The sequence below is a fragment of the Thauera phenylacetica B4P genome (genome assembly GCF_000310225.1).
Taxonomy (GTDB): Bacteria; Pseudomonadota; Gammaproteobacteria; order Burkholderiales; family Rhodocyclaceae; genus Thauera; species Thauera phenylacetica.
In genome coordinates, this window is sequence record NZ_AMXF01000446.1 from 1 (window position 1) to 1445 (window position 1445).

The following is a 1445-nucleotide window of genomic DNA, read 5'->3' on the forward strand; positions in this document are numbered from 1 at the left end:
GACGGCGACCCCGGGGCGCCGCCGATGCTGCCCATGCCCCGCCCGGGCGAGCGCTGGGCGCTGGCCGTGCGCCTGGGGCGGCCGCACGGCCTCGCCAACCCCTCCGGCTTCGACTACGAGGCCTGGCTGCTCGAGCGCGGGGTGCGTGCCACCGGCAGCGTGCGCGGGTCGGGCCGGCTCCTGGACGAGCGTCCCGCCACCCTGATGCAGCACGTCCATCGCCTGCGCGGCACGGTGCGAGAGCGCATGCTCGCGGCCCTGCCCGAGGGTGGACAACGTGGCCTGCTCGTCGCGCTCGCGGTGGGCGACCAGCAAGGCATCGACGCCGCCGGATGGGAGATCTTCCGCCGCACCGGTGTCGCCCACCTGGTGTCGATCTCGGGTCTTCATGTCGCGCTGGTGGCGATGTTCTGCGGCGGGCTCGCCGGAATGGTCTGGCGCCGGCTGCCGGCGCTGGTGCTGCGTATGCCGGTGCAGCGCGCGGGGGCGCTCGCGGGGCTGGCCGGCGCCACCGTCTACGCGCTCCTCGCCGGCATGGGGGTGCCGGTGCTGCGCGCCTGGCTGATGCTGCTGGTGGGCGCGCTCGCGCTGTTCGTCGGGCGCCGCATCGCGCCTTCGCGGGTGCTCGCGGTGGCGTTGCTGGTGGTGCTCGCGGTGGACCCGTGGGCGGTCCTGTCCGCCGGCTTCTGGCTCTCCTTCGGCGCGGTGGCGGTGATCCTCGCGGTGCTCGGCGGGCGGGTGGCGGCGCCTGCGGGCTGGCGCGGCGCGCTGCGGGTGCAGCTCGCGATCAGCTTCGCGCTGGTGCCGCTGCTGCTCGCGCAGTTCCAGTCGGTCCCGCTGCTGTCGCCGCTCGCCAACCTGATCGCGATCCCGCTGGTGAGCTTCGTCGTGACGCCGCTGGTGCTGCTCGCGATCCCCTGGCCGACCCCCTTGCTGCTGGTGCCGGCCGACTTCGCCGCGGGGTGGATGATGGAGTTCCTGGCGCCGCTCGCAGCGCTCGAGATGGCGGTGGTGGAGCGCGCGGTACCGCCGCCCTGGCTGTTCGGCGGCGCGCTCGCGGCGGTGGCGATGTTGCTCCTGCCCCGCGCAAGCCCGGGCCGGCTGGTGGCGCCTGCGCTGCTCGCCGGGCTGCTGTTCTGGCAGCCGCCGCGGCCGCAGGAGGGCGGCTTCCGCGCCTGGGTGCTGGACGTCGGCCAGGGCCTGGCGGTGCATGTGCAGACGCGCGCGCACGACCTGCTCTACGACAGCGGGCCGCCCTTCGGCAGCGCGACCGATGCCGCCGAGCGCGTGATCCTGCCGTGGCTGCGCGCGGCCGGCGTGCGCAGGCTGGACCGGCTGGTGCTCTCGCATGCGGACTCCGACCACGCCGGCGGCGCGGCCTCGCTCCTCGGCGCGATGCCGGTGGAGGCGGTGCTGGCCGGACAGGCCCGCGACGCGCGCGAGCG

1 protein-coding gene is annotated in these 1445 nt (G+C 76.1%); it reads left to right on the top strand.

Annotated features, from left to right (window positions below):
- Positions 1-24: 24 nt before the first annotated feature.
- The coding region (locus tag C667_RS22900; protein WP_245538528.1) for a DNA internalization-related competence protein ComEC/Rec2 at positions 25-1445 on the top strand (1421 nt) is incomplete at its 3' end.